Origin of the sequence: Shewanella sp. SP1S1-7 (assembly GCF_031932105.1) — a bacterium.
Lineage (GTDB): Bacteria > Pseudomonadota > Gammaproteobacteria > Enterobacterales > Shewanellaceae > Shewanella > Shewanella baltica.
This window is the reverse complement of record NZ_JAUOEU010000006.1, coordinates 115827-136183: the sequence shown is the minus strand read 5'-3', so window position 1 is coordinate 136183 and position 20357 is coordinate 115827. Positions and strand designations below refer to the sequence as shown.

Annotated in this window: 13 protein-coding genes; 7 read left to right on the top strand and 6 right to left on the bottom strand. The window is 44.9% G+C overall.

Translation table 11 applies throughout. The features are described from left to right. The first annotated feature begins 179 nt into the window (after positions 1–179). On the top strand, positions 180–3014 hold the full coding sequence (locus Q4Q49_RS07270) for a prolyl oligopeptidase family serine peptidase (protein WP_311998998.1): 2835 nt from the start codon (positions 180–182) through the stop codon (positions 3012–3014). Between the two features lie 131 nt (positions 3015–3145). On the opposite strand, the gene Q4Q49_RS07265 is transcribed toward Q4Q49_RS07270, so the two are convergent. From Q4Q49_RS07265 to Q4Q49_RS07245, 5 genes are all read right to left on the bottom strand, one after another. Then, complete coding sequence (locus Q4Q49_RS07265) at positions 3146–3568, bottom strand: DUF3192 domain-containing protein (protein WP_311998997.1); 423 nt, start codon at positions 3566–3568, stop codon at positions 3146–3148. Positions 3569–3678: 110 nt separating this feature from the next. Next, complete coding sequence (gene xni, locus Q4Q49_RS07260) at positions 3679–4467, bottom strand: flap endonuclease Xni (protein WP_071939126.1); 789 nt, start codon at positions 4465–4467, stop codon at positions 3679–3681. 21 nt (positions 4468–4488) lie between these two features. Then, on the bottom strand, positions 4489–5844 hold the full coding sequence (gene ppnN / locus Q4Q49_RS07255) for a nucleotide 5'-monophosphate nucleosidase PpnN (RefSeq protein WP_012196804.1): 1356 nt from the start codon (positions 5842–5844) through the stop codon (positions 4489–4491). A 56-nt stretch (positions 5845–5900) separates the two neighbouring features. After that, positions 5901–7457, bottom strand: coding sequence for a GGDEF domain-containing protein (locus Q4Q49_RS07250; RefSeq protein WP_012196805.1), 1557 nt, complete (start codon positions 7455–7457; stop codon positions 5901–5903). 151 nt (positions 7458–7608) lie between these two features. After that, on the bottom strand, positions 7609–9771 hold the full coding sequence (locus Q4Q49_RS07245; RefSeq protein ID WP_311998996.1) for a tetratricopeptide repeat protein: 2163 nt from the start codon (positions 9769–9771) through the stop codon (positions 7609–7611). Between the two features lie 133 nt (positions 9772–9904). Between Q4Q49_RS07245 and Q4Q49_RS07240 the strand changes: the two genes are divergently transcribed. After that, positions 9905–11722, top strand: a complete 1818-nt coding sequence (locus tag Q4Q49_RS07240) for a PDZ domain-containing protein (RefSeq protein ID WP_311988529.1) — start codon at positions 9905–9907, stop codon at positions 11720–11722. 202 nt (positions 11723–11924) lie between these two features. Here the strand turns inward: Q4Q49_RS07240 and rdgC are convergent, their stop codons facing one another. Continuing rightward, positions 11925–12839 carry a recombination-associated protein RdgC gene (gene rdgC, locus Q4Q49_RS07235; RefSeq protein WP_006085165.1) on the bottom strand — a complete coding sequence of 305 codons (915 nt, stop codon included), beginning with the start codon at positions 12837–12839 and terminating at the stop codon, positions 11925–11927. 291 nt (positions 12840–13130) lie between these two features. Between rdgC and Q4Q49_RS07230 the strand changes: the two genes are divergently transcribed. The 5 genes from Q4Q49_RS07230 (at position 13131) to Q4Q49_RS07210 (ending at position 20087) form a co-directional block, all read left to right on the top strand. Further along, positions 13131–14075, top strand: coding sequence for a porin (locus Q4Q49_RS07230; protein WP_012088673.1), 945 nt, complete (start codon positions 13131–13133; stop codon positions 14073–14075). A gap of 186 nt (positions 14076–14261) precedes the next feature. Beyond that, positions 14262–14951: a phosphate regulon transcriptional regulator PhoB gene (gene phoB / locus Q4Q49_RS07225; RefSeq protein ID WP_006080904.1), complete on the top strand. Its 690-nt coding sequence runs from the start codon at positions 14262–14264 to the stop codon at positions 14949–14951. An 80-nt stretch (positions 14952–15031) separates the two neighbouring features. Further along, positions 15032–16330, top strand: a complete 1299-nt coding sequence (gene phoR / locus Q4Q49_RS07220; RefSeq protein WP_220590778.1) for a phosphate regulon sensor histidine kinase PhoR — start codon at positions 15032–15034, stop codon at positions 16328–16330. A 229-nt stretch (positions 16331–16559) separates the two neighbouring features. Beyond that, positions 16560–17531: a PstS family phosphate ABC transporter substrate-binding protein gene (locus Q4Q49_RS07215; protein ID WP_220590777.1), complete on the top strand. Its 972-nt coding sequence runs from the start codon at positions 16560–16562 to the stop codon at positions 17529–17531. 696 nt (positions 17532–18227) lie between these two features. Continuing rightward, complete coding sequence (locus Q4Q49_RS07210) at positions 18228–20087, top strand: M1 family metallopeptidase (protein WP_311998995.1); 1860 nt, start codon at positions 18228–18230, stop codon at positions 20085–20087. Positions 20088–20357: the final 270 nt, after the last annotated feature.

Below are 20357 nucleotides of genomic sequence, written 5' to 3'. Positions count from 1 at the left end.
TGGTATTTTTTCTGTCTATTATTTTAACCATCTTTGGTCAAACTTCACAGGAAATAGTGAGCAATATCACGATTTTTTATGTGGTATAACTTGTAAAAATACTGGGTTATCACCATGATGGAGAGCCAATGGTTAAAAAAGTCTACTTTAGTCTAACAAATATATAAAAGAGGAAGACATTGAAGTTAATCCCTATCACATCTCTGGTGCTGTTATCCCTTGGAATATTGCCAGCAGTGCAGGCTGATACCAGCACTAAACCGCTCACCCTCACAGACATCATGCACTTTGAATCCCTTGAAAAGCCGATTATCGCAGATAAGGGCCAAGTCATCGCGGTCGAGTCTGCGCCCGATCGCGGGGATAGTCACGTCATTGTGAAAAATGTGCTATCGCAGCAAAGTTATCAAATCGCGGGTGGGTCAGATCCTTTAGTGAGTCACGATGGCCGCTTTGTTGCTGTGGTGGTCAAACCGAGTTTGCTCACGCGTGAAACGAGTGATGCCAAGGCGAAGAAAAAACTCAAATCTGACATGGTATTACTCGATACCCAAACGGGCACTCAAACCCGCTTTGAGCGCGTGAAGGAATTCGTGTTCAGTGATGACGGTAAGCATTTGGCAATGTGGTTTGAGGCCGATGAAGAGTCCAAAAAAGATGCTGAGCCTAAAGCCAGCGAAAAACTCGCTGAAGCAGGCACACAAACTCCTGCTAAAGCTGATAAGCCAAAGGTTGATAAGTTTGACCAAGGCCGCCGTTTTACTTTGCTTAGTTTAGACGGTCAAGCCCAGCGCATCGATGTTGAGCAAGTGACTGGTTATGTGTTTGATAAGGCGAGCCGCCGACTTGCGTTAGCGGTGAACGATATCGTCAATAAACAGCATCAATTGCAATTAGTGGATTTACATACCCACCAAAAAACTGTCGTTTTTGATTCGCCTAGCCAACAGGTTGGTGCGTTAGCGCTGGCTAAAAATGGTCGTTGGCTGGCGTTTACGCAGGGCAAAGATAGCGAGTTGCCCTATGGTCGCAGCTATCAGTTATCGTTGGTCGATTTGCAATCGGGTAAAATCAGTAAAACTCCTGAGTCACCCGAGTGGAAACTTAATCGCTACACAAGTTTACGCTTCTCATTGGACAGCGAACGGCTGTTCTTCGGTCGCGTGCCAGAGGTGAGCCAGCAGCTTAGTTTGCAGAAAATCACCGAAGAAAAAGACCTGTTCAATACAGATATTGTTACCGGACAGCGCGGGCTTAAGGTGTGGCATGGTGACGACCCACGGATTAAACCTCACGAAATCAAGCAATATGAGGATGAGCAAAAGCGCACTTACCTTGCTGTATTACATTTAGGCTCAAATAACGTGGTGCAGCTTGGCGATAAAACCGTGCCAGATGTGACCATTTCACAACATAAGCGCTTTATGTTGGCGAGTTCAGATTTGCCCTATCGTAAGATGGCGACGTGGGCTGGCTTCTATCAAGACTATTATCTGGTCGACATTAACACTGGCAGTAAGGTACCTTTTTTGACTCAGCAGCCGAGCGATGCCGAGCCAAGTTTGTCGGGTAACGGCAAGTATGTGGCTTATTATCAGCAAGGTAATGTGTATCTTTATGATATTGCTGAGGCTCATCGCACTAATCTGACAAGATCATTAAAGGTTAGCTTTGCCGATGAAGACCATGACTATCCATCGAGCGCGCCGGGATACGGTTTTGGCCCTTGGCTGAAAGATGACGCTGGGTTCTTGGTTTACGATAAATACGATGTCTGGCAGTTTAATACTGAATCTAAGGCGGGTTTTGCCTTAACCGCAGGTAAAGGGCGCACCCAGAAAATCCAATATCGTCTTGAGGGCTTAGTCGATAATCCCGATGAGCCGACCGAACTTGCCTATAACGCCACTGTGTTACTCCACGGTTATAGCGATAAAACTAAGGGTGATGGCTTCTACCAAGCGACGCTCGGCGCAGCGGGCGTGAAGACGCTGATGCAAGGCGAGTATAAATTGACTGTGTTAGGCCGCAGCAAAGACGCTGATACTATTGTGTTTTCTAAGGAGCGTTTCGATTTATTCCCTGACTTGTATACAGCTAACTATAGCGCACCGCAAAATGCGCTTAAGCAAACGGATTTAGATAAGCAACGTCAAGCCTTTAACTGGAGCCAATCTGAGTTAGTTCACTGGACGAATGGCGATGGTAAGCCGTTAGATGGCGTGCTGATCAAGCCGACCAATTATCAAGCGGGTCAGCGCGTTCCTGTGTTGGTTTATTACTATCGTTTTATGACGGATAGACTGCACGCCTTCCCGCAGATGAACATTAACCACAGGCCTAATTTTGCTTGGTATATCAATAATGGCTATGCGGTGTTCCTGCCTGATATTCGTTTTGAAATTGGTTACCCCGGCGCGAGTTCGGTGCAAGCGCTCACCTCAGGCGTGCAAAAGCTGATTGAGATGGGCATTGCCGATCCCTATGCTATTGGTCTGCAAGGTCATTCTTGGAGTGGTTATCAAACGGCGTTTGCCATCACTCAAACTAAGATGTTTAAGGCGGCGGTCGCGGGTGCGCCAGTATCGAACATGACCAGCGCCTACAGCGGTATTCGCCACGGCACGGGCATTGCGCGTCAGTTCCAATATGAAACCGGACAGAGCCGTATTGGCGCGAGTTTATTTGCCGCGCCACAAAAGTACATTGAAAACTCACCAGTATTTTACGCTGACCGTATTCAAACGCCTTTGATGATCATGTTTGGTGATAAGGACGATGCGGTGCCTTGGGAACAAGGTGTTGAAATGTACTTGGCCATGCGCCGTGCGGGTAAAGATGTGGTGTTCTTACAATATGAGGATGAGCCGCATCACTTGAAAAAGTACCCGAATAAGCTCGATTACAGCATTCGCATGATGCAGTATTTCGACCATTATCTGAAGGGTAAACCCGCGCCAGAATGGCTCAGCAAAGGCGAAGCCTATGTCGAGTACAAGGCTGATGATGAATAAGTGACTGGTTTAGCTTATTGCTATCGCACTGAGTGACCTAGGTATGCTGTCACTAAGACGTTCAGTTGGTTAATTATGAAAATAAAAACGCCACCGATTAGGTGGCGTTTTTATTTAGTTGTCAGTCGTATTTATTTACTGCTCAATGTCTCGTGGGCGGAAGTGAGCACAGTGTCTGTGCCCGCATCGAGGTATTGCTTATAGGTATCTTGACCCCAAGCAATTAACTTATCATTTTCAAAAATAAGCGGGGTACATTCCTCTTTGGTCGTCACACCGTCTGATTTCTCATGGTGAGTGCGATAAAAGAGCACCTGTAACTTGGCTTCCTTGATGGCTTTTGCCTCTGAAAAGTCGGCCTTACCGAGCAATTCTTTTACTGAACCGATATTTTGCCCTAAGGTTAAATCGTTTATCTTCTGGCTGTTATAAGCCTGTCTGTCCTCCCAATTCATGTCTTCTGGCGTTGGTTCATAAACCAGTACAACCACAGCGACAAAGGCGACGTAGGCGGCAAAAATACTACCAATAATTACTGAAACTTTTGATTTCATTTATAGTTATTCCTTTACCTCATTAAATGAGTCACTTAAGCACGTCCATAAAATACGCTTTTGTTGCGCTAAGGTAAATGCGTTAATTGCAACTTTGTATTAACAGAAGTTTAGTCTTGATTGATGGTTTTTTCAGGTGGGGAGTCAATCACGCGAAAGTCTTTCAAGTTGATATTGAGTGGCAGGTCTGTTTGTAACTGCGCCAGCTTATAGCTCAGCCTTGCCATCTCTTTGCCTTCAGCGAGCTTCTTCGCTTGCTTAGCGCCTAGGTTAGATAAGGAGGAGAACAAGGTCGGTAAGCTTCTAAAGGTTTTCAATAACTCGGCGGCCGACTTAGGGCCTATGCCCGCAATACCAGGAATTTTATTACCGCTGTCGCCCGCTAATGCCATCAAGTCGAGAAATTGGCTGCGCTCAACACCAAGCTTTTGTTCCAACGCCGCAATATCAAGATACTGCTGATTAAAGTGATCCCATTGACTAATTTGGCGATGATTAAGCTGACTAAAACCTTTGTCGGTTGACACAATTATGGCTTCACCTTGCGCTTTAGCGGTTTTTATCGCCAGTGTCGCAATCACATCATCGGCCTCCGCGGCGGCATAAATAGAGCCAATGTGCATTGCGGTTAAATGGTCTTGCAGCGCAACTAAACCCTGCGCCAGTGGTTCTGGCATAGGTTTACGACCTTTTTTGTAATCGGGATAAAGCTGTTTACGCCATGAGATTTCATCACCGTCCCACACGATAGCCACATGGGTAGGGCGATGCACCCGCAGCAGTTTAGTGCACGCCGAACTGACGCGCTCTGTGAGGCTTTGCATATCTGTTTCATCGGGGATCGCCGCATAGATGCGGCGAACCAAGTTGAGACCATCGATGATTAAAAACTTGTTCATGGGGTGTCGTTGTTTCGCTCTCTATTTCACTATTTGGTAGCAAGGAATATAAGCGCTTCCGGGAAGCTTCATTCTCTGTTGTTGCACAAATGCACTCAAGAGCTTATCCATCATATCCATGAGTTTAGGATCGCCTTTCAATTGGAAGGGACCATCGCGCTCTATGTGCTTGATTGTTTCCGACTTGACGTTGCCTGCCACTATACCCGAAAACGCTTTGCGCAGGTTGGCGGCAAGCTCGGCTTTGTTGGTTTGGAAGTGCAAGTCCAAGTTTGCCATCACCTCGTGGCTCGGGACAAAAGGTAACTGGAATTCAGATTCAATCTTCAGTGCCCATTGATATTGGTAAGCATCACCCGTTGAGCGGCGATAGGCTTTCACCTGCTCCATGCTTTTCTTCATGATACGCGCCACTTCAGTGGGATTATCTATGATGATTTGATACTTTTTCTGAGCTTCAGGGCCCAAGGTTGAGGCAATAAACTCATCAATTTTGATGAAGTAATCGGCGCTTTCCGTGGGGCCAGTGAGGATCAGCGGGAAAGGGGTTTCTTGATTTTCTTCGTTGAGTAAGATACCTAAGATATAGAGTAATTCTTCCGCCGTGCCAGCACCTCCTGGGAAAATAATAATGCCGTGGCCTAAGCGCACGAAGGCTTCGAGGCGTTTTTCAATATCGGGTAAAATCACCAGTTCATTGACGATTTGATTTGGTGGTTCGGCGGCAATAATACTTGGCTCAGTCAAACCAATATAGCGGGCATTTTTGATCCTTTGTTTGGCATGACCTATAGCCGCGCCTTTCATCGGGCCTTCCATCGCGCCAGGACCACAGCCAGTGCAAATGTCCAATTCCCTTAGGCCAAGTTGATAACCTACCTCGCGGGTATACTGGTATTCGATGGCATTGATGCTGTGTCCGCCCCAACAGACGATGACGTTAGGGTCTTTCATGGGGGCAATCGCCCGCGCGTTACGCAAAATATCAAACACCACATTGGTGATATGGTGGGCGTTGGTCAGATTAATGTGTTTGAGTGAGTCGTATCTGTCGCTGATATAGAGGATGTCGCGTAAGACTGAGAACAGATGTTCTTGAATGCCGGTGATAATCTGGCCATCGACAAAGGCTTGTTCAGGAGGATTGACCAGTTCTAATTTAACTCCGCGTTCACGTTGTAGGACGTGGATATCAAAATCATGGTATTGCTCGAATAGGGCTTTAGAGTTGTCGGTTTTTAAACCCGCAGCAAGTACTGCTAAAGAGCAGTTGCGGTACAGTTGATATAGTGCGCTTTTGGCACTTTTTTTGAGGCGATCAACTTCAAGTTGCGAAAGCTGATCCATGCTGCCCTTAGGGCTGACTTTTACTATCATTTATCACTCCTTCGTCATGACAGGAGTGATTAGAGGAGACGTATAGTGGGGCTCAATTATACGTCAATCACAACCCTGTCTCTGCTTTCGTGTTTTGCTTTATAGAGTGCTGCATCGGCGCGTTCGAAGGTCTCATGTATGAGCTCACTTCCCATAACTTGCGCAGCCCCTATAGATACTGTAACTGTAATTCTCTGATTTTTAAATTTAAATGGAATATTTTTTACTTTCTCGCGCACTCTGTTTAAAAGTTGAGCGATATCAGCAGGTGCGACATCAGGTAATAACAGGACAAATTCTTCGCCGCCATAACGGGCCACAAATTCGGTATCTCGTAGTGAGTTTTTCAATGCCATTGCAATCACCTGCAAGGTTTTATCACCCGTGCTATGGCCAAAGCTGTCGTTGATGGTTTTGAAGTGGTCAATATCGGCAACCGCCACCCAAAGTGGAGATTTATGCCGTTGATAGTTGCGGTATTCCAAATCCATGCGCTCTTCTAACGCGGCACGGTTAGGCAATTGAGTTAAGCTATCGAGCAAGTTGAGTTTTTGTTGTTCAAACAATCGCTCTTTGTAGGTATTGGCCTCATTACTTAATTCATTAAGCTCTTTGCGCATTGTTTCCATTGATTTACGCAGTAAGGCCTGTTCTCTTTGCTCTAAGGCTTCTTTACGGGCCAATGCCGAACGAATGGAGTTAAGTTGCTCAGTTAATTGGGCTTTAAGATCGACGACATCTTCGACATCGATAATGATTTCACCGGCGTTATCGACGCGGGTATTAATCTCACGATTTAACTGGGTCTTGAGTTGGAAGCTGCGTTGATTGTGGTTGTAAGACTCACTGACTACTTCGCGCACTGCGGCTAAGGCATCGTTGAGGGCAAACAAAAACTCTTGCGATGCCGATTTCTCGCGGGCGATGTTATCAAGCAATAAGGCTAAAATGGTTTGGTAGGCTTCGAGCAAGCTATCAACTTCAATCTCATAAGAGAGCACTTCTTTGATCACTAGGACTTGGTCACGCTGATCTTTACGGAACTCGATTTCTGAAATCATCTGCGCCAGTTCGTGGGCTAGCTGCCTGTGCTTAGGCAAGACATCGAGTTTTTCTGATTCGTTAAATTGTAGCTGTAATATGGTTTCGTAGAAGCCGATGATTTGCTTAACTTTAGGAATATATTCCCAAACCGTGTGGAAAGGTTTAGCCAGATCTTGTTTGAAGTAATTAACTTCTTTTTTGAGTTTTTCAGGTGCAGAGTTAACGCGTTGGATTTGACGGATCACCTGTGACAAACCCGTACGACTCTCTTCGAGTTGTACCATCACGTGGTGATATTGGCCTTTTAACAGGCGCTCGACATCGACTAATTCTGGCAACGCCTCATCGACTCGCTCAAACGTATTTAAGTTATGGCGAAGTTTGGCGAGTTTATTATCCAGCTCAAGATTTTGCCCTTTGCAGGCGAGGCTTAAGTGACCAATAAATTGCAGTAATGTCTGTAACTTTGCATTTCTATCTTCATTGACTTCATCGAGGGCAAGTTTGGCCGAATGAAGTTTCTGTTGCAGCAAGGCAAGTTGTGAAACTGTAGCGCTCGAATCCTTCATCCTGAGTATTGTCCTAACTCTGCAAGGCTAAAAAACATGACGATCCTATGTCCAGATTAGCTGTTAACTCATATGATACTAATGTTATAACACTGGGCGTAGAGTGCAAATGCGATTTACCTATGACTCTGTGATTAATTGCTGATATTGATCAAATATTTTCCAGTAATTGCCTATCTTGGTTGTTTTCCCAGCAAGGCCAGCGAATATCTTCTTTATTACCGTTGGTTTCTAATCTGATTAATCCACGCTCAATGCCTTTTTCAAGGTGTAAAAATAGTGGATTGGCAAACAAGCTCAGAGGGACAAAATCGAGCGCTCTAAGGGCAACATAATAATCGTTACTTCCCTCTAAACTGCGGGCACAGGCGAGCGCCATCTGCACGGTTTCGAACTTTAATTTTGCGGCCATTTTAATTTCAGATTTCGCTAACAGTGGCAAGTTGGCAAAACCAAGGCGGAAATGATGGACTATGTGCTGTTGGTCGAGTTTCTGGCGTATTTGGCTGATCACGCTTGTTGGCTCAACGGCTTGGGTGAAGCGCACTGCAAATACCCCTTGGCGTATCACATAGACAGGGGATGCGAGCGCATCGGTTAGATGCGTGGCCAGTTGCGCGGTTACTGCATCACTAAAATATTGGCCATAATCTAGATCGGTCGATAGCTGGGCGGGGAAGGCGATAATCCCTAAAGCTGTTGTAGACGCTTGATGTTGATTATGGCCCAAGTGGGCTAATAGTGCCGCATAGCCTAAGTTATGGGTGAAGGGCTCCTGTAGGCTCAATTGGGTTAATGCGGCGTTTTTTGCCATGATTTTACGGCGATGATGCAGCATATATGCAATCACTAGCAGCAAGAGTCCGGCAATAAGGCAGCAAATGAGCAGTAGCGTGTGAGTGTTGTTGCTTTCTTTCACTGTCTCAACGAGTTTTCCCTGTAGCATGTTGAGCTCAAGTTTAAGCTGTTGCTCTGCAAGGGCAGAGGCCGACACAGGGGAGTCTTTATCAGTCTCGGCAGGCTTTTTACTTAGCTCAATGATACGGGCTTGGGCATCGATGGTTTTTGCTAATTCACCTAATTTTTGCGCCGCCGAGGCGATAAGGGTGAGTGCGGATTTTTGTTCATCGACCAGTTTTAAATCGACCGCGAGTGCTAATGCGATATCGGCATGGGCCATCATCAGCGGCCAATCTTGGTTGGTTTGGGCGATTTCACCAATTAAGAGTTCGTTATAAACTTGATAGTGATGGCTTTGTTTTTCTTTGAATATTTGATTGGCCATCAGTAAATATTTTAGGGCGTTAACATTGTCTTTAATATTTGAGTAGGCTTGTCCTAAATTATGGAAATTAAGCCCTTGTGCGATGTAGTTACCGCGTTTTGCATCTAATTGCTGGGCATTTAGGTAGTAATCAATCGCTTTATGCCAATCCCCTTGTTCGCCATAGACCATAGCGATCACTGTCATACAACTTGAAAGATAAGTGTCATTGCCCATTTTTTTAAATCCAGCCGCGGCTTCATGAGCGTTTTTAAGCGCTTCATCCCACTGCTTTAAATCACGATATACCTTAGAAAGTTGTAATTGCAGATTGGTTTTCATTGATGGGTAATTAGAACGATTGGAGATCCGAATCGCTTCACTATAATGCTGTAATGATTTTGTAAGCTGCTGATTAAAATTGTAATAAAAGCCAAGCCTCGCTTCAGCCGCCGCGATTAAGTAATCGTTTCTGAGTTTATAGGCAATGTCGCGGTATGTGTGGAAGTGCATCAGGGCTGGCACTTCTTGGCGGATTAATAAATGTAAGCCGCCTAAGTGCTCATGAATATTGTGTTTAAGAATCAATGCTTCGATGTCATAGCTGTCGTTGATGCGGGTGTTCGCTTCATTATACAGGCCAATCGCTTCTTGATATTTTTGCTCGGTACGGCCAAGGTAACGCCCATTCAACATGGCGACCATTGCAAGTTCATAGGGCGATTGCGCCGCAGTGGATAAAACTGCAATCAAGCTTTTTGCGTCTTGAAAACCGACCTTGGTTTTCACGTTCGGCTCCATATTCAGCCGAGTCAGCAGATACAAAATCTGTTCAAATTCGGTTGGACTGTAGCCTTGCTCTTGGGCTGCACGTTCAAATTGGTCACGGTTTTGAAACGAAAGGGGGAAGGAAATGGATTGGTTGAGCGCATCATACATTTGTTGTGGCGATTCTCTTAACTCAACTTCATCAGCTTCGAGATCTCGGCTTTGAACGCTAAAAGGTAGTGACAGCAACAAAGTAAATAAAATAACCGTGAGTTTTTGCATTTGAACTGTGATTCCTCATTCCTTAAGTCAAGGAACTTATTTTTTAGCTTTTGTTAGCGCCTAATGAGGATGCTACATCGACTTGTTATACTTGGAAAAATCATAAGAAGCATAATAACAGAAGGAAGCAAGAGTGAAACCCAACAGATTATCAATCTTGATATTAAGTGTATTATTTTCGGGGCAAGTATTGGCCGATGTGAAATATCAAATCGACCTCGTTAAACCCGAGCATCATATCGCCCAAGTGAGTGTGACTTTTCCTGAAGTGAAGACCAGCGATTTTACGGTCAATCTGCCAGTGTGGCGCACGGGTAAATATCAAGTATTGCCTTTGGCCGACGGTGTGCGTTTATTTAGCGCCAAAGACAATCAAGGTCATGAACTCCCATGGAAACGTACGGCGAGCGGTGAATGGCAAGTCGCGCTCACGCAGCCAACCAGCGTGACGGTTAGTTATCAGTTGTATGCCAATGAATTAGGCCAAAGGGTTCGCCATATTGATGCGAGCCACGCGTATTTAGATGCCAGCGGCGTGTTCATGTATAGCCCGCAATTTCGCTCTGAGCCGGTATCGGTTCAATTGAACGTCCCTGAAGCGTGGCAAAGTTACTCGGGTATGGCTTCAGGCACGCCAGCGCATTCTTTCATCGCACCGAATTACGATGTGTTAATTGATTCCCCTATCGAAACCGGTGTGAGCACCCATAAGCAATTCAGTGCTAATGGCAAAAACTATGAGTTAGTATTTTGGGGGGAAGGTAACTATGACGCCGATAAAGTCGTTAAGGATTTAACGGCATTAAGTGCTCAAGCAAAGGCGATTTGGGATGATTATCCCTTTGATCGTTATGTGTATATGGTGCACGCCACTAGCGGCGCCAGTGGCGCGACAGAACATTTAAATTCTACGGTTATCCAACTGCCGCGTTTTAGTTTCCGTGAACGCAAGGATTACCTGCGCTTTATTAGCACAGCATCCCATGAGTTTATCCATACCTGGAACGTAAAGGCCTATCGTCCTGCGGGACTTGTGCCCTATGATTATCAGCATGAAAACATGACGGAATTACTGTGGATGGCCGAAGGCTCTACCAGTTATTTCCAAGGTCAGTTACTGCTGCGTGCTGGGGTGATGACGCCTAAAGAGTTCCTCGAAGACTTAGCTAAACGCGTGGAGAAAAACCAGCTTACTCCAGGGCGTGAAACCCAATCAGTCGCCGAGGCGAGTGCTGGAGAGTGGAGCAGTACGGGCGGCGATTATGCGATTAATCACAGTGTGAATATTTATTCTGAGGGTTACTTAACCTCTTTGGCGTTAGATTTCTCGTTGCTGCAAGATACGAAACTTAAGCATTCATATCGCGATGTGCATCGCCGTTTATATCAAGATCACCGTGTGCCAAAAGGCTATGGTGTTAGCGATGTGCAGCATATCCTCAAAGACTTATCAGGCAAAGATTATGCGCCTTGGTGGCAGGCAAATGTGAATAGCCCGATGAGCTTAGATTTCCCTGAGTTGTTATCGCAGGCTGGGTTAGTTTTGTCCTATGGTAAAGATTCAAAAGCCCAGGCATTTGCCGGCATGACGTTAAGCAGCGCCCATGGTTCTTTAGTGTTAGACCAAGTGCTGCGTAATGGCCCAGCGTGGCAAGCGGGTATCGTCGCGGGGGATGAAGTATTAGCGATTAATGGTCTTAAGGTGACGGCTGCGGGTTTTGATAAGCGCATTAAAGACTTTAAGACTGGCGATAGCATTGAAGTAACATTATTCAGCAACGATAAAATCAAACAAGTTAAGCTCACCCTTAGTGAACAGCAAAGCGGTAAGTTAGTGCTTAAGGGCGATGCGAAAGCGACTAAGCAACAGAAAGCTTTTTTCAAGGCTTGGTTAGGCATTGATTGGCCGTTTGATAATAAAGGTGAGTTAGTGTCTAAAACCAATGACTAAAGCTAAGGGTATTCGACTTGCGATTAAGCCGAATGCCTTAATCTTAGGCGTTTAGCAGATATAAAAAAGGCGCACCCTCATTTAGAAGTTGCGCCTTTTGTTATTTCAACTCGTTCATCCGAGAAGAATATGAGTGAGTCGCTAATTTAGTTTACCTAACTCACTCACTTGGGTTACTCACTTAGCTTAAATTTAGTTCAGCTTAAACTTGCGCTTCTTCGAGTCCACCAAGTGCTGCCACGAGTGCATGCATCAAGGCGACTAACTCGCTGCCCATTAAGGCAAAGTCTGCATCTAAACGTGCCATAGGGTCATCAGTGCCGACTTCATCGTTACCTGCTCTAAATTCTTCTGAGAATTTAAGACGTTTTACGCTGGCATCCGATTGCAATAATAGTGCAATCGATTGGCCGAAATGCAGTGCTAACTTGTGGACTTGCTTGCCTGTTGCGAGGTGAGCTAATACTTCGTCTTCTTTTAAATCCTGCTGCTTGAAACGCACAATACCACCTTCATCCGCTTCGGATTTAAGTTCAGCTTCATCTTGCATTTCAAAAGGTAATGGCGCGCTGCCAAGTTTTAACCATTCGGTTAAATTGGATTCGACTGGCGCTTTAAAGCTCAATGGGATCACTGGCAGACTACCGAGTGCTTTGCGTAGGAGTGCTAACAACTCTTCGGCCTTAGTGGCGCTTGAACTGTCGACAAGGATCATTTCCAGTTCTGGCAAAATCAGTGCGTGAGTCTGGCTGCGGCGCGAGAAAGCGCGTGGCAGTAAACTTGTGATGATTTCATCTTTTAGCGCATCTTTTTCTTTTTTCGCCATCTTACGATTTTCTTCATCTTCAATGAGGGCGACTTTTTCTTCTAGGGCTTCTTTGACGACTTGGCCTGGGAGGATTTTCTCTTCTTTAGTCACACAGATCAGATGGCGATTGTCGGCGCTGTGTACCAAAGAACTGCCTTTTTTGCCTAACGCATTTGAGAAACCAAATTTACTGACATCTTGGCTTGAGCACGGGGAGAAAGTGAAATCGGCCAACGCAGTTTCTAGCGCTTCGGTTTCGACGGCAAAAGGTTTATTGAAACGATAAAGAGTAAGATTTTTAAACCACATAAGAGGCGCTCATTGAAAATTAAAGTGGCAGTTTACGGCATAGTTTGGGCGGGGTAAACCTGTGTTCGACAGCTAATTTCTAGTGGCTAATCAGAATTCATTAAACTGTAACATAAGAATTAACTCGGCTGTAGGCCCCATCTTTACTGGGTTTAGCACCAAGCTTAGCGTCAGCTTTTTTACCTTGCGCACTAAACAGTCACAATTGAAATAAAACTGAAACACATTCATTGCACACTTTCGGTCGTTCCAAACCAATAACCAAGACGAACATAACGTCGAAAGGATTAAATGATGAACGTTTTTTGTAAAACTCTACTTGCTTCTGCGCTAGCTTCTGCAACTCTGGCTTCAGCTTATGCCGCTGAGCCACTGACTGTTTATGGTAAGTTGAATGTCACCGCTCAATCAAATGATGAGAAAGGTGATGCTACAACAACTATTCAAAGTAATGCTTCTCGTTTTGGTGTGAAGGGTAATTTCGAACTGTCTAGCTCGCTGGAAGCGTTCTACACAGTTGAATACGAAGTTGATACAGGTGCTGCGACTAGCGACAACTTTAAAGCTCGTAACCAATTTGTTGGCCTAAAAGGCGCATTCGGTTCGTTCTCAGTTGGTCGTAACGACACGCTGTTAAAAATCTCTCAAGGTAACGTTGACCAATTCAACGATTTATCTGGCGACTTAAAAAGCCTGTTCAAAGGCGACAACCGTTTAGGTCAAACTGCGACTTACTTATCTCCATCAATCAGCGGTTTTGTATTCGGTGCGACTTATGCTGCTGAAGGTGATGCTGACCAACAGGGTCAAGATGGTTTCAGCTTAGCCGCTATGTACGGTGACGCTAAACTGAAAAAATCACCTATCTATGCTGCTATTGCATATGACTCAGATGTGAAAGGTTATGAAATCCTGCGTGCATCGGTTCAAGGTAAAATCGCTAATTTAACTTTAGGCGGTATGTACCAACAACAGGAAGAAACTTATAAAAACGCGCTGCCTGTAACGACCGATAGCGTTAATGGTTACCTGTTCAGTGCCGCTTACGATATCGATGCTGTTACTTTGAAAGCACAATATCAAGACATGGAAGACAAAGGTGATTCATGGTCAGTAGGTGCTGATTATGCACTGGCTAAACCTACTAAAGTCTTCGCTTTCTACACCAATCGTTCGTTAGAAGCGTCTACTGATGATGACAAATATATCGGTGTTGGCTTAGAACACAAATTCTAAATCCAGTATTAAGATTCAATTAAGGAGGCATATTGCCTCCTTTTTTATTGCTATAAACAAACAGTTATATAAACTTATTATGACAAATATTACTACTATATGGCTCAAACGGCGTGCTAATTCATAAATCTGTAATAAAAATGACTAATAATAGCCGTGTTGACATTCACTGACAGAAAATCACTTATGACTGCAAGGATATTGATAGTAGAAGACGAGTTAGCCATCCGCGAGATGCTGACTTTTGTAATGGAACAGCATGGGTTTACGACCTCTGCGGCGGAAGATTTTGATTCGGCCATTGCGCTGCTAAAGGAGCCTTACCCCGATCTGATTTTATTGGATTGGATGTTTCCTGGCGGAAGTGGTATTCAATTGGCGAAACGCTTGAAGCAAGATGAGTTCACGCGTCAAATTCCGATCATCATGTTAACTGCCCGCGGTGAAGAGGAAGATAAAGTCAAAGGTCTCGAAGTCGGCGCCGATGATTACATCACTAAACCTTTCTCCCCTAAAGAACTTGTCGCACGTATTAAGGCCGTATTGCGTCGCAGTGCACCGACTCGTTTAGAAGAAACCATTGATGTGCAGGGCTTAATGCTCGATCCTGTGAGCCACAGGGTGAGCGTAGGTGATACTGTATTAGATATGGGCCCAACCGAATTTCGTTTATTACACTTTTTCATGACCCACCCAGAACGTGTCTACAGCCGCGAACAGCTGCTCGACAATGTGTGGGGAACCAATGTGTATGTTGAAGACAGAACCGTTGACGTGCATATCAGACGCCTTCGTAAAGCCGTTGAAGAGTCTGGTCACGACCGCTTGATCCAAACGGTTCGTGGCGCAGGTTATCGTTTCTCTACACGCATTTAGTGCCGAATAAGTGTTAGGCACAAGTTAGCTTTTAGGCTATCTTGTGCTCCTCTTATTTAGCCTGATGTTTGGGTTTATTTATGTCTGACTCTTATTCAGGGTACCGGTTGTTTACGCGCTTAGCCTTATATCTACTGCTTTGTGCGCTAATAGGTTTATTGGTAGGGAAACTTCTCTGGATACTCTTTATCGGCATGCTAGGGCTGGTTTGCTGGCATTACCGACAATTATCACGGCTTAACTTTTGGTTATGGCGCGATAGGAAACTCACGCCGCCGCAGGGCAGTGGGAGTTGGGAAGGGGTGTTTAACGGCATTTATCGCCTTCAAGGGAAAAATCGTCGACGTGTCGGTCAATTAGCCGCATTGTTGGCGCGATTCCGCCAAGGTGCAGAGGCGTTACCCGATGCCGCTGTGGTGCTCGATTCAGAGCATAATATTCTATGGTGCAACAAGTTAGCGCAGCTTATTCTCGGTTTTGTTTGGCCGCAGGATAATGGCCAGCGTATTGATAACTTGATCCGCCATCCTGATTTTTCCGCTTATATTAAATCCGCACAATACAAAGATCCGCTGGAGTTACCTTCGCCAGTATCGGATAGGCGTTTGCTTGAGATCCGTATCATGGCCTACGGTGATAGGCAGCTACTGTTAATTGCGCGGGATATCACTCGTATACGTCAGCTTGAGGGCATGCGTAAAGAGTTTGTCGCGAATGTGTCACATGAGCTGAAAACGCCGCTCACTGTGCTACAGGGTTACCTTGAAATGATGCAAAGCATGGCGGAACCCGATTCGATGAACGTCAAGCCGCTGGCCTTAATGCAGCAGCAGACGCGGCGAATGCAGTCCATGGTCGAACAGCTATTGATATTATCGCGGATTGAAGATGCGGCCGATATCAACCTCGAACATACAGTGAACATGACGCAACTGATGGAGGTGCTGAAGGAAGAAGCTAAAGCGCTGGCACAAGACAGATACGAGTTGAGCTTCTATTGCGAACCTGGGCTTGATTCCCATGGGAATGAATTGCAGCTTCGAAGCGCTTGTTCTAACTTGATTTCTAATGCGATTCGTTACACTGAACCCGGCGGCAAAATCACAGTGCAGTGGCGCAGTATGGCCACGGGAGCCATCTTTAGCGTAACGGATACGGGCGAAGGCATTGCGCCCCAGCACATAGGTCGATTAACTGAACGTTTTTATCGGGTAGACAGTGCGCGTTCAAGGCAAACCGGTGGCAGTGGTTTAGGTCTTGCGATTGTAAAGCATGCACTTAACCATCATCACAGTGAGCTTAAAATCAGCAGTGAATTGGGTAAAGGCAGTACCTTTAGCTTTGTTATTCCCTTGCATCTTATCGAGCGTAAGAAATAAATTGCTTGATTGAAATATTCGCAATTAATAATAAAAACAGGTCACTATGGCCTGTTTTTTATTTCTAGGGCTACTGAGTTCATTATTAATGACAGAAAAAATCGATATATAACGCATTGTCATCTAAGTGTCACATCACGGACATAGAATTGTCATTGTAGCGATTGATACTGGCTGCGTCTGAAGAAACTTAAGTTACAAATTAGTTAGCTTACTACTGGAGCACATAATGAAACTGAAAAAGCTTGTCGGCGCGATTACCCTAACAGCCGCTGGTGTATTCTCTGCAACTGCGATGGCATCGATTGATCAATCTCTGCCAACCTATGAAAAAGCAAGTGGCGTGTCAGGCAACTTATCATCTGTAGGTTCAGATACGTTAGCCAACATGATGACACTTTGGGCTGAAGAATTTAAACAAATGTACCCTAACGTCAACATCCAGATCCAAGCGGCAGGTTCTTCTACTGCGCCACCAGCGTTGACTGAAGGCACTTCACAATTCGGCCCAATGAGCCGCAAGATGAAGCCTAACGAAATCGAAGCGTTTGAAAAACATTATGGTTATAAGCCAACTGAAATTCGTGTAGCTATCGATGCTTTAGCTGTATTCGTACACAAAGATAACCCAATCAAAGGTTTAAGCGTTGAACAGGTTGATGGTATTTTCTCTTCTACTCACAAATGTGGTAGCAGCGATATCCAACGTTGGGGTGAGTTGGGTTTAGACGGTAACTGGTCTGCTAAAGACGTACAACTTTACGGTCGTAACTCTGTATCAGGTACTTATGGTTACTTTAAAGAGCACGCACTGTGTAAAGGTGACTTTAAAGCTAACGTGAACGAGCAACCTGGTTCTGCATCTGTTGTGCAATCAGTTTCTCAATCTCTAAACGCGATTGGTTACTCAGGTATTGGCTACAAAACCGCTGGTGTTAAAGCAGTGGCAATTGCTAAAAAAGGTAATGAGTTTATCGAAGCAACGGCAGAAAACGCAGCTAACGGTACTTATCCATTATCACGTTACCTATATGTTTACGTGAACAAGCAACCAAATAAAGACTTAGCACCAATGGAAAAAGAATTTATCCGTTACGTGTTGTCTAAGCAAGGCCAGCAAGTCGTTGAAAAAGATGGTTATGTTACTATTCCGAAAAGTGTTGTAGCCAAAGATTTAGAAAAAGTGGGTATCCGCTTGTAAGTTAAACGGCTTGTGACTCAAGGACCTCCTCGGAGGTCCTTTTTGTTTTTTGGGTTTTATCTGAACTGTGTTGTTTGGTCATTTTGTCTGGTAAATGCCAAATCAAAGACATAAAAAAAGCAACCTAAATAGGTTGCTGTAAATTCCAAATCGGAATCTTGGGACGGTTGCGCTAGAAACCATCTAAAGGAGAATGATGATGAACGAAGAAACTCATTGCAAAGATTCGGTTCATAATATCTGACTCAACATCTTTAAATTAGTTCAGAGAAAGTGCGAAATATTTTAAATAATTTTGCATTTGTTTTTTTAAAGAGGTGTGAGCCTCTATTTTTTGCTCGGTTTGTACCTCGCAATTGGCGTCGTAGACTATTGCCCCGCTATTCTTGCATGACGCAAGAGAATCGATTGCAGCTCTGTGAACGCCACCAAAGATGAATTGTTACAAAAACTCGCCGATAAGCTGATCTAAAACTCTGCTACGATTTGCCTCTGAGCAAATGTGCAGTCGATAATAATGGCTAATAATCTGTGATGAGTTATGGCTGTGAGTCGTTATAACAACGGCAAGTTATGCAGTATTGCTCTACAGCTGCGTTCACTATTATGCATACAAACTTCCCCTTTACAATTGAGCCAGAGATAGGGGGCTAGCGCCCATCACCCTGTGCCCAGAACTTGAATATTGAGGCGACAGTGTTACAACCAACTAAGACTAAGAATACCTTAGCGGATGCCACGACTTGGGATTTCACCCGAGATTACCATTCTTTTGCTAATACCGAACAAGTGCAAGTGACCCATGTCTCTTTGGATTTGCAGGTGGATTTTGACGCGCAGCGTCTTTTTGGCAAAGCGACACTGTCCTTGGATTACCTTGAGCTTGATGTAACAGAGCTTTGGCTCGATAGCCGCGATCTCACCATACTCGCGGTTACTGCCGTGCATGCTACTGATACAACGAGTGTTTCGATACCAGAAAATGAAGCACCGCTCGATTTTATACTAAGTGAAGCCAATTCTATTCTCGGGCAAAAAATATGCATCAGTTTGCCAACGTCACCTTGCAAGCAGGTTTGCATTCACTATCACACCTTTCCAGCCGCCCAAGGATTACAGTGGTTAGCGCCTGAGCAAACTGCGGGTAAACAGTTACCTTATCTCTTCAGTCAATCGCAACCGATCAATGCTCGCAGCTGGATCCCATTGCAGGATACGCCTAAGGCGAGAGTGACCTTTGATGCTAAAGTGCAAGTGCCCAAAGGCATGCGCGCAGTGATGAGTGCGATGAATCATCCCGACACACCGCTTAATGGTGTGTTTCACTTTGAGATGGAACGACCTATCCCGACCCATTTAATGGCGCTGGCCGTCGGTGATATTGCCTTTCAAGCGATAGGCCCAAGATGCGGGGTTTATACTGAGCCAAGTATGTTGGCGGCCGCCGCAAAAGAGTTTGAAGATACCGAACATATGCTCGAGGTTGCCGAGTCATTGTTAGGTCCTTATGTGTGGGGCCGTTATGACATGATTATCTTGCCGCCGAGTTTCCCTTTTGGCGGGATGGAAAATCCACGTTTAGCCTTTCTAACGCCTACACTCATCGCCGGCGATAAAAGCTTGGTTTCCACCGTTGCCCATGAGTTAGCGCATTCGTGGACGGGCAATTTAGTCAGTAATGCAACCTGGCGAGATCTCTGGTTAAACGAAGGTTTTACGACTTACTTTACTAACCGTATTGTGGAAGCGGTTTACGGAAAAGAACAAGCAGAGTTGGAGTGGGTGATAGAGTTTGGTCGCTTAACAGAAGAAATGGCGTCTTTGCCTAAGGATAAACAAACCTTGCCCGCCAATGTGCAGCAGGGCGATCCTAACCTTGCCTTTAATCGTTTTACCTATGATAAAGCCTCGATGTTTGTCCATGATCTCGAGCGCAGACTAGGGCGAGTGGCGTTTGATAAATTTTTACGCAATTATGTGGACCATTTTGCCTTTAAGGCGATTACCACCGAAGTGTTTGTAGAATACGCGCAGCAAACCTTACTGCCATTACACTCAGATAAGATCACCGAAGCCGAGCTGTTAACGTGGATTTATGGCGAAGGTTTGCCCGAGGGATATTGCGGACCAACATCCATGAGTTTAGATAAAGTGGATGATGCGCTGGCGTGCTTTATACAGGGAACGGCCGCTAGCCTATTAAGTGTAAAAGATTGGCGAGTACATCATTGGCAGTATTTTTTGACCCAATTACCGGAAGTCATCAGCCAAGTACAACTGATGGATCTGGATGAAACCTTCCAATTTACCCAATCGACTAACGCAGAAATTGCCTGTGATTGGTTTAGGGTGGCGATTCGCAATCATTACGACCCAGTGTTGCCGGCTTTAAGTGCTTATTTAGTGCGTATTGGTCGCGGCAAATTTGTGCGGCCACTTTACGCTGAGCTGCAAATCGCGGGGTATCACACTGAATTAAAAGATATCTATACAAAGGCTCGCGCAGGCTATCATCCTTCAATTCAAGTTCAATTAGACAAGTCGTTAATATTATAGACATTTAGGCGATTATAGATATTTAGGCATGATAGAAATTTAAGTAAAAAAAATGGCAACCTAAGGTTGCCACAAGGAAATCAGTGCGGGATACAAATAGAATTCAGTGCGCTAGCGTGTTTTCTATTGTGCCCCAAAAGGGAGATGATGATGAACGACCAACTAATTAGACTCAATGCGATAAAACAGAAACTGTGTCATTTGAGTAGATGAAACTGTGACTCCACATATTTCATTCCCAAGCTGCATTTAATCTTATCCGTTAATCCT

What these genes read in the sequence shown, in the direction of transcription:
- Q4Q49_RS07265 (WP_311998997.1), bottom strand. Translation starts at nt 3,568, where the DNA reads ATGAAATCAAAAGTTTCAGTAATTATTGGTAGTATTTTTGCCGCCTAC.
- Q4Q49_RS07230 (WP_012088673.1), top strand. Translation starts at nt 13,131, where the DNA reads ATGATGAACGTTTTTTGTAAAACTCTACTTGCTTCTGCGCTAGCTTCT.
- xni (WP_071939126.1), bottom strand. Translation starts at nt 4,467, where the DNA reads ATGAACAAGTTTTTAATCATCGATGGTCTCAACTTGGTTCGCCGCATC.
- phoB (WP_006080904.1), top strand. Translation starts at nt 14,262, where the DNA reads ATGACTGCAAGGATATTGATAGTAGAAGACGAGTTAGCCATCCGCGAG.
- rdgC (WP_006085165.1), bottom strand. Translation starts at nt 12,839, where the DNA reads ATGTGGTTTAAAAATCTTACTCTTTATCGTTTCAATAAACCTTTTGCC.
- ppnN (WP_012196804.1), bottom strand. Translation starts at nt 5,844, where the DNA reads ATGATAGTAAAAGTCAGCCCTAAGGGCAGCATGGATCAGCTTTCGCAA.
- Q4Q49_RS07250 (WP_012196805.1), bottom strand. Translation starts at nt 7,457, where the DNA reads ATGAAGGATTCGAGCGCTACAGTTTCACAACTTGCCTTGCTGCAACAG.
- Q4Q49_RS07215 (WP_220590777.1), top strand. Translation starts at nt 16,560, where the DNA reads ATGAAACTGAAAAAGCTTGTCGGCGCGATTACCCTAACAGCCGCTGGT.
- phoR (WP_220590778.1), top strand. Translation starts at nt 15,032, where the DNA reads ATGTCTGACTCTTATTCAGGGTACCGGTTGTTTACGCGCTTAGCCTTA.
- Q4Q49_RS07245 (WP_311998996.1), bottom strand. Translation starts at nt 9,771, where the DNA reads ATGCAAAAACTCACGGTTATTTTATTTACTTTGTTGCTGTCACTACCT.